This is a genomic window from Amycolatopsis sp. SID8362 (assembly GCF_010550475.1).
In the GTDB taxonomy this organism is placed as follows: domain Bacteria; phylum Actinomycetota; class Actinomycetes; order Mycobacteriales; family Pseudonocardiaceae; genus Amycolatopsis; species Amycolatopsis eburnea.
The window spans coordinates 1-7,494 of sequence record NZ_JAAGNB010001163.1 but is presented as its reverse complement, the minus strand read 5'-3'; the positions used below and the strand labels follow the sequence as shown (position 1 = coordinate 7,494).

The 7,494-nt window shown below is 71.4% G+C and carries 9 protein-coding genes and 1 pseudogene; 5 read left to right on the top strand and 5 right to left on the bottom strand.

Annotation, left to right across the window (positions count from 1 at the left end):
* From G3I65_RS36415 to G3I65_RS36405, 3 genes and pseudogenes are all read right to left on the bottom strand, one after another.
* Positions 1–194 (bottom strand): annotated as a pseudogene (locus G3I65_RS36415) (DUF2339 domain-containing protein); the annotation flags it as partial.
* Between the two features lie 60 nt (positions 195–254).
* Positions 255–1,220: a Gfo/Idh/MocA family protein gene (locus G3I65_RS36410; RefSeq protein ID WP_160700125.1), complete on the bottom strand. Its 966-nt coding sequence runs from the start codon at positions 1,218–1,220 to the stop codon at positions 255–257.
* A 10-nt stretch (positions 1,221–1,230) separates the two neighbouring features.
* Complete coding sequence (locus tag G3I65_RS36405; RefSeq protein WP_160700124.1) at positions 1,231–1,596, bottom strand: hypothetical protein; 366 nt, start codon at positions 1,594–1,596, stop codon at positions 1,231–1,233.
* Positions 1,597–1,668: 72 nt separating this feature from the next.
* Between G3I65_RS36405 and G3I65_RS58895 the strand changes: the two genes are divergently transcribed.
* The gene (locus tag G3I65_RS58895) at positions 1,669–3,606 is read left to right on the top strand and encodes an SEL1-like repeat protein (RefSeq protein WP_160700123.1); all 1,938 of its coding nucleotides are present in this window, start codon (positions 1,669–1,671) and stop codon (positions 3,604–3,606) included.
* Positions 3,607–3,643: 37 nt separating this feature from the next.
* A complete protein-coding gene (gene dusB, locus G3I65_RS36395) occupies positions 3,644–4,783 on the top strand; it encodes a tRNA dihydrouridine synthase DusB (protein ID WP_160700122.1) in 1,140 nt (379 codons plus the stop codon).
* Here dusB and G3I65_RS36390 read toward each other — a convergent pair.
* Together G3I65_RS36390 and G3I65_RS36385 are read right to left on the bottom strand one after the other, a co-directional pair.
* On the bottom strand, positions 4,704–5,075 hold the full coding sequence (locus G3I65_RS36390) for a hypothetical protein (protein ID WP_239071670.1): 372 nt from the start codon (positions 5,073–5,075) through the stop codon (positions 4,704–4,706). The genes dusB and G3I65_RS36390 overlap by 80 nt on opposite strands.
* Before the next feature lie 60 nt (positions 5,076–5,135).
* The gene (locus G3I65_RS36385; protein ID WP_160700120.1) at positions 5,136–5,354 is read right to left on the bottom strand and encodes a hypothetical protein; all 219 of its coding nucleotides are present in this window, start codon (positions 5,352–5,354) and stop codon (positions 5,136–5,138) included.
* A 249-nt stretch (positions 5,355–5,603) separates the two neighbouring features.
* Here G3I65_RS36385 and G3I65_RS36380 point away from each other — a divergent pair, with 249 nt between their 5' ends.
* The 3 genes from G3I65_RS36380 to G3I65_RS36370 form a co-directional block, all read left to right on the top strand.
* Positions 5,604–6,254 carry a VC0807 family protein gene (locus G3I65_RS36380; RefSeq protein WP_160700119.1) on the top strand — a complete coding sequence of 217 codons (651 nt, stop codon included), beginning with the start codon at positions 5,604–5,606 and terminating at the stop codon, positions 6,252–6,254.
* A 32-nt stretch (positions 6,255–6,286) separates the two neighbouring features.
* On the top strand, positions 6,287–6,979 hold the full coding sequence (locus tag G3I65_RS36375) for a GntR family transcriptional regulator (protein WP_166641022.1): 693 nt from the start codon (positions 6,287–6,289) through the stop codon (positions 6,977–6,979).
* On the top strand, positions 6,976–7,494 hold a 519-nt coding region (locus G3I65_RS36370; RefSeq protein ID WP_309235904.1), incomplete at its 3' end, for an ADP-ribosylglycohydrolase family protein. The genes G3I65_RS36375 and G3I65_RS36370, both read left to right, overlap by 4 nt.

Below are 7,494 nucleotides of genomic sequence, written 5' to 3'. Positions count from 1 at the left end.
GGTTGGGGCTGGGCCGGTGCCGCCTGCTGCGGAGCGGGCTGGGGCTGCGGCTCGGCCGGTGCGGCCTGCTGCGGAGCGGGCTTCGGCTGCTCGGTGCGGGCGGTCCGCAGTTCGGCACCCACCACGGCGAGACGACGCCCCAGGTCGTCGATCTCGCCGGCGAGCCGGAGGAGCACATCTGCTTCGGTGGTCATACCGGACAGGGTCACGCACCGGCGCCCGCCTGCGGATCCGTAGCACTACTCAAACCCGGGTCACGTCCTGGTCGCGGCCAGCACCTCGTCCACGGTGGTCATGATCGAAACGGTCTCGGCCAGCGGCATCAGCGGGCTCTCGGTCTCGCCGTTCGCCAGCCGGAGCGCCACCTCGTCGGCCTGGTACCGCAGGCCACGGCCCTCGTCGACGTACTCGAACCGGCGCCGCTCGCCCTCGCGCGGGATGAGCGTGAAGGAGGCCGGCGCGTAGAAGGCGCCCTCGATCTCGATGCGCGCGTCGGTGCCGACGATCGACGCGGTGGTCGGCGACGCCGCGCTGAGCGTGCAGCTCAGCACTGCCTGCGCGCCGCTGTCGTAGCCGAACAGCATCGACAGCTGCGCGTCGACGCCGGTGAACGCGGGCGTCGCCATGGCGGCGACGCGCGCGGGTGCGCCGAGCACCATCGAGGCGAAGGAGACGGGGTAGATCCCCAGGTCGAGCAGGGCGCCACCGCCGAGTTCGGGCGCGAACAGCCGGAACCCGGGGTCCTCGGCGAACCACTGCCCGTGGTCCGCGGACACGGTGACGACCCGGCCGAGGCTCGGCAGCAGCTCGCGGACGTGCCGGATGTGCGGGAGGAACCGCGTCCACATGGCCTCCATGAGGAAGAGGCCCTTCTCCCGCGCCAGCTCGACGAGGTCCCGCGCTTCGGCGGCGTTCATCGTGAAGGGCTTCTCGACGAGCACCGGCTTGCCGGCTTCGAGCGCGAGCCGCGCGTTGGCGTGGTGCAGGGGGTGCGGTGTGGCGACGTAGACGACATCGATGTCAGGGTCGTTCGCGAGGGCTTCGTAGCTGCCGTGCCGGGTGGGGATGCCCCGCGCGTCGGCGAACCGCGCGGCGCCCTCGGCGGTCCGCGACCCGACGGCGGCGACGACGCCGGAGGTGGTCAGCGCCAAGTCGTCGGCGAAGGCCTTCGCGATGCCGCCGGTGCCCATGATTCCCCAGCGCAGGGGCGTGTCGTTCATGCCGGCGAGCCTAGGCGCCCCACTTCGCGCGCGCCCAGGCCGCGGCGAGCGCGGTCATGGCGGCGAGCGCCACCACCGCGCACCCGTTGTCGCCCGAGGCCGAGTTCCGCCGCGTGCCGAGCAAGCGCCGCCACAGCTCCTGCTCGTGGTCGGCCAGGTAGAAGGACGCCGCCTGCCCGGTCGAAACCCCGTCGGGAACGGGGAAGACGAACCAGGCGTACGTCGGCGGAGCAGGACGGGTGCGGCGTGCGTCGCCGTCGGGTTGCCGACTTCGTCGAGGTAGCGCTGGGGTTTCGAAGGAATCGGGATAGGTGATGATCTCGCCGCGGTACGGCCCCGCCGCGACGAATTCGGACCAGCCCCACCGTTGCGCCATCACCACCCCGCCGCCTTCCGTCAGTGACCGATTGTGGCCACCCGCTTTTGGTCCACGCGGAAGGAAGGGAACGTGATCGGGGTGACGAACACGGTGGTGATCTGCGCGGCGCTGGACGTCGAATACCTCGCCGTCCGCGAACACCTGCGCGGTCCCGTCACCGAACGCGAAGAACGCGGTGCCCTGTACGACGTCGGCGCCTTCGGCGGCTGGACGGTCGCGCTGGCCCAGACCGGCGCCGGCGGTACCCAGGCGGGGGTCGAGCTGGAACGGGCCATCGCCGCGTTCCGCCCGCGGGTGGTCCTGTTCGTCGGCGTCGCGGGCGGCCGCAAGGACGTCTCCCTCGGCGACGTCGTGGTCGCCGACCACGTCTACGACTACGAGTCCGGCAAGGACACCGCCGACGGCTACCTCCCGCGCATCAAGACCGCTGCCGCGTCCATGCCGCTGGTGCGCCGAGCCCAGCGGCTCGCCCGCGACTCCGCGTGGCAGCACCGCATCCGGCCCGCGGTCCCGGACCCGGCGCCGCGCGCGGTGGTGAAGCCGATCGCGGCGGGCGGCAAGGTCGTCGCCGGCACCGCGTCGGCGACCGCCCGGTTCCTGGAGCGGCACTGCGGGGACGCGGCCGCGGTCGAGATGGAGGCCCACGGCTTCCTCTACGGCGCCTACGTCAACGAGGGCGTGCAGGCCCTGGTCGTCCGCGGGATCTCGGACCTGCTGTCCGGCAAGACCGGGGCGGCCGACGAGCACTGGCAGCCGGTGGCGTCCCGGCACGCGGCCGCGTTCGCCTTCGAGCTGCTCACCGTGCTGGGCGCGCTTGACACCGAGCAAGCCGAGCAGGCCTACGCGGCCGCCCGCGAGCTTGACCTGAGCTGGGACAAGACGGTCGACGACGTGGTCGAGATCGAACGCCTCTACCGCCAGGCGGCGGACGGCGGCCACGCCGACGCGATGGCCATGGTTGGGCTGAGCGCCGAAGGCCGGCTGCGGGCGAGCGTCCTCGGGCAGCCGTCCGGCGACCCGTCCGCCGCGGACGTCCGGACCGCGCTGCACTGGTACGCCAAGTCCGCCGACCACGGCAGCGCGTTCGGCGCCTTCCACCTCGGCCGCGTCCACGAGGAGCACTACGGCGATCCCGACGAGGCCCTCAAGTGGTACGAGAAGGCCGCCGCCGGCGGTCACGGAGCCGCGCGAGCGAGCTTGGCCGGGCTGCGGCGCCGGCTGGAACTGGGCCTCGGCGCACTCGCGGGCCACGCACCTTTCGAACGCCCACCGTTGGAGCACGACCCGAGCGAAGGGGAACCCATGCCCACCGACACCGAGTACGAGCGCTGGACCAAAGCGGAATTCGGCAGCGGACCGCAAGCCTTCGCGATTTGCCTAGGCGAACTGGAAGAAGCTTGCGGCGGCCGATACGGGGAATGGGGCACGCTGGCCGAAGACGAAGTCGTGGCGGTCCTCAGCCACTTCTGCACCCTCATGCCCACGCAGGCCCACCTGCCCGCGGTCGCGTTCGAGTACTACGACCGGATCGGCGAAGGCAACCTGCGGGCGTTCGCGGCGCGGCTGCGTTCGTCCGGCGCCCCGGCTCCCGCGGAGTGCACCCCCGTCTGGTGGCGGCAGCGCGCCGAAAACCGGGTCAGCACAGTGGAAAACTTCTACGGGTTCAAGCTCTCGGTGCAGGACTACGACTGGACGACGTCCCTGGTCGGCGACCTCATCGAGCAGCTGACGGGCGGTGGCGAACCCGACGCCGGCCTCCGCGAGACCATCCTCCACCTGCGACTGGTCGCCCGCGTCATGACGAAGCGGCGCGACCTGGCCACCCCCGCGGGTTCCGGCCAGGACAAGGCGTGGTTCTCCCTGCTGCTCACGCCGGAGCAGTTCGCGGCGCTCGTCCGCGTCGCCGCCAACGCGTCCCAGGTGACGGACGCCGAACCCGGCTTCCGCGAGTTCTGGCAGCGCGTCCACCACGCCCTCGCGACGGCGAACGTCGAGCAGTTCGAGTAACGGCCCCTGGTCGACGTGATCGACACCACAAGCGACAATGGAGGACGTGACCGCCACCCTGAGCAAGCCCGCCCTGAAGATCGGCCCCTACCAGGTCGATCCGCCAGTCGTGCTCGCTCCGATGGCCGGCATCACCAACGTCGCCTTCCGCCGGCTCTGCCAGGAGTACGGCGCGGGCATCTACGTGTGCGAAATGATCACGGCCCGCGCCGTCGTCGAACGGCACCCCGGCACCATGCACATGATGACCTTCGGGGCGAACGAAAAGCCCAGGTCCATGCAGCTCTACGGCGTCGACCCGAAGACCATGGCCGAAGCCGTCCGCATCATCGTCGGCGAGGGGCTGGCCGACCATGTCGACTCCAACTTCGGCTGCCCGGTCGCGAAGGTGACGCGCAAGGGCGGCGGGGCGGCGCTGCCGTTCAAGCGGAAGCTGTTCGAGGCCATCGTCCGGGAGTCCGCCCGCGCGGCCGGTGACGTCCCGTTCACGGTCAAGTTCCGCATCGGCATCGACGACGACCACCGCACCTTCCTCGACGCCGGCCGCATCGCCGAAGCCGAGGGCGCCGCCGCCGTCAGCCTGCACGCGCGGACCGCCGCCCAGCGCTACTCCGGCCAGGCCGACTGGACGAAGATCGCCGAGCTCAAGGAGGCCGTCACCAGCATCCCGGTGCTCGGCAACGGCGACATCTTCTCCGCCGACGACGCCCTGCGCATGGTCGCCGAAACGGGTTGCGACGGCGTCGTCGTCGGCCGCGGCTGCCTGGGCCGGCCGTGGCTGTTCGGCGAGCTGGAGGCGGCCTTCAGGGGCACCGAAATCCCGACGCCGCCGAACCTCGGCGAAGTCGCCCGCGTGCTCCGCCGCCACACCGAGCTCCTCATCGAGCACGACGGCCACGACAAGGCCATGCGCGACATCCGCAAGCACATGGCCTGGTACCTGATGGGCTTCCCGGTCGGCTCCGAACTCCGCCGCGGCTTCGCGATGCTGTCGAGCATGGCCCAGCTGGACGACCTGATCGCCCAGCTCGACCACGACGCGCCGTTCCCCGAAGCCGCCACCGGCCCCCGCGGCCGCCAGGGCTCACCGGGCAAGGTCACGCTGCCGCACGGCTGGCTCGACGACCCGGACGACGACTGCGTCCCCGAAGCGGAAGACATGCACTCAGGCGGCTGAGGCTCACCCCGAACAGCAGCACCCCGAGCGGCACGTGCACGGCCGTGACGTGCGCGATCCCCAGTACGACCTGCGCGGTCACGAGCGCGAGGAAGACCACGGCGTACCCGATCGGCCACGGCGAACCCCCGCCCGGCTTCCACGCCAGTACCGCGGCCACCACCTGGACGACGGCGACGACGAACACCGTGTAGGCCGCCGCGCTGTGCAGCGAATGCCCGTTCGGCGTGGTGAGCAGCAGGCCGGCGGTGACCGCCGAGAGGAAGACCGCGAGGGTCGGCAAGACGCGCATGAACGTTCCCATGCCCACCCGACGACGCAGCCCCGCGGAACGTGAGGCGATCCCGGTAGATCAACGTTCCGGTGGCGATGATTCCCGGTCTGCAGTGGAATGGCGCTTGAGTTCGATCGGCGGATGCAGCGCTTTCGCGATCTCGGGAATGTCCTCCGGCCGCGCCTTGGAAACGAAGGTCCTCGCAGTCAGCCACCTGCAGAAGGGCCGGACAACCGCCCCGAGTGCGATCCCGCCCGCGGTGATCACCGTCGCAAGCTCGGCAAACCCAGCTGCCATGCTCCACTCCTCGCCTACCTGACCAGGCAGGCGAGTGCGCGCGCCTGACCCGACCAGCGTTTCCACTGGGTAGGCCGAAGCGCCCTCACGCTCAGCACTAGCGACTGTTTGCGAACCGGCTTCTCCCCATCCCGGCGACCGGTTCAGTCGCACCTCCGACACTAGCAAGCCGAGGCCGTGACATCTGTCAGGCCGAAGTCGTGGCGGAAGGCATCCGTCCCGGACCTCCCGCCGCGACAAGCTTTTCGCATGACGAAGAACGGTTCCCCGCTCCAGACCCTGGCCATCGAGATCGCCGTCCCGATCGGCGTCTACTACGGGCTCCACGCGCTCGGCGTCAGCGTCTTCCTGTCTCTCGCCCTCAGCGGCGTCGTCCCGCTCGCCCGGACGCTCCACCAGTTCGCGAAGAACCGCACCCTCAACGGCCTCGCGCTGGTCGTGCTGGTCACGAACGTGGTCGGCATGCTGTTGACGTTCGTCTCCGGCGACGCCCGCATGATGATCGCGAAGGACTCGATCGGCAGCGGCATCACCGGCCTCGTCATCCTCGCCTCCGCCTTCACCGCGGCGCCGATCATGACCAAGACGATCCAGCCGTTCCTCACCCGCGGCAAGGCCGAGAACGAAGCCGCGTGGGCACGTCTGAGCGGCACCCGGCGGTTCGACTCGATCCTGCGCCGCACCAGCGTCATCTGGGGGATCGGGTTCGTGCTCGAGTCCGCCGCCCGCGTCATCGGTGCCTTCACGCTGCCGATCGAAACCATGGTGTGGCTGAGCACCGTCATCTTCGTGGGCACCTTCGCCGTGCTGATGCTCGTCGGCGGGAAGGTCGCCGAGCAGGCGGGCAAGCTGATCGTCACCGACGTCGAGGCCAACGCCCGGCCGCTGGTCGCCGCTTGACCTGCGACAACCCGGGGTGTACAGGTGTGTACATGTACAGCAAGCGGCAGCAGCTGGTCGGCGACCTCACCGACCTGATCCGCTCCGGGCGCCTCGCCAACGGCGAACGCCTCCCCGGTGAGAACCAGCTCGCCCTGCGGTACCAGGTCAGCCGCGGCACGGTCCGCAGCGCGCTGTCCGAGCTGCAGCAGCTCGAACTGATCTCCACGCAGGCCGGCGTCGGGTCGTTCGTCACCTTCGACGGCGTCCAGCTCGACCAGCGGATCGGCTGGGCCCGCGCGCTCGCCGACGCCGGCGCGCCCGTCACCACCGAGCTCCTCGGCATCGAAACCGTCCAGGACCAGGCGCTCCACGAGGAATTCGGGCAGGAGACCTACGTCGCCGTCCGGCGGCTGCGGCGCGAGCGCGACCGCGGGGTCTCCCTGGAAACCGCCACCGTGCCCGCCGTCGGGCCGCTCGCCGACCTCCCCGGCACGGGCCTGCGGGACGGCTCCCTCACCAAGACCCTCGAAGCCGCCGGCCTGGTCTCCGTCGGCGGCGACCAGTGGATCAGCACCGAACGCCTCGACGCCTGCGCCGCGGAGCTCCTCGGCCGCAGCATCGGCGAGCTCTTCCTCCGCGCCGAGCGCACCTCGGTCGACGTCGAGGGGCGGCTGGTCGAGCGGGTGGTCAGCCTGCTGGACCCGGACCGCTTCCAGTTCCACCTCACCTTCGGACACCGGTGAACGCGCGGGACCGGGCGCTCGGCGCGTTCACCGGGCTGGCCGTCGGGGACGCGCTCGGGATGCCCACGCAGTCGATGTCCCGCGCCGCGATCGCCGCCACCTACGGGCCGGTCACCGGCCTGCTGACCGCCGCCGCCGAGCAGCCGGTCGCGCCGTCGATGCCCGCCGGGTCGATCACCGACGACACCGAGCAGGCCGTCCTGCTGGCCCGGCTGCTCATCGACGGCCGCGGCACGGTCGAACCGCACGTCTTCGCCGACGCGCTGCTCATCTGGGAAGCGGACATGGTCCGCCGCGGGTCCGCGGACCTGCTCGGCCCGTCGACGAAACGCGCGCTTTCCCGGCTGCAGGACGGCGTCCCGGCCGACGAAGCCGGCCGCACCGGCACCACCAACGGCGCCGCCATGCGGGTCACCCCGGTCGGCATCGCCACCCCGGCCGACGACCTGCACCGCCTGGTCGACGCCGTCGTCGCGACCGCGCGGGTCACGCACAACACCAGCCTGGGCATCGCC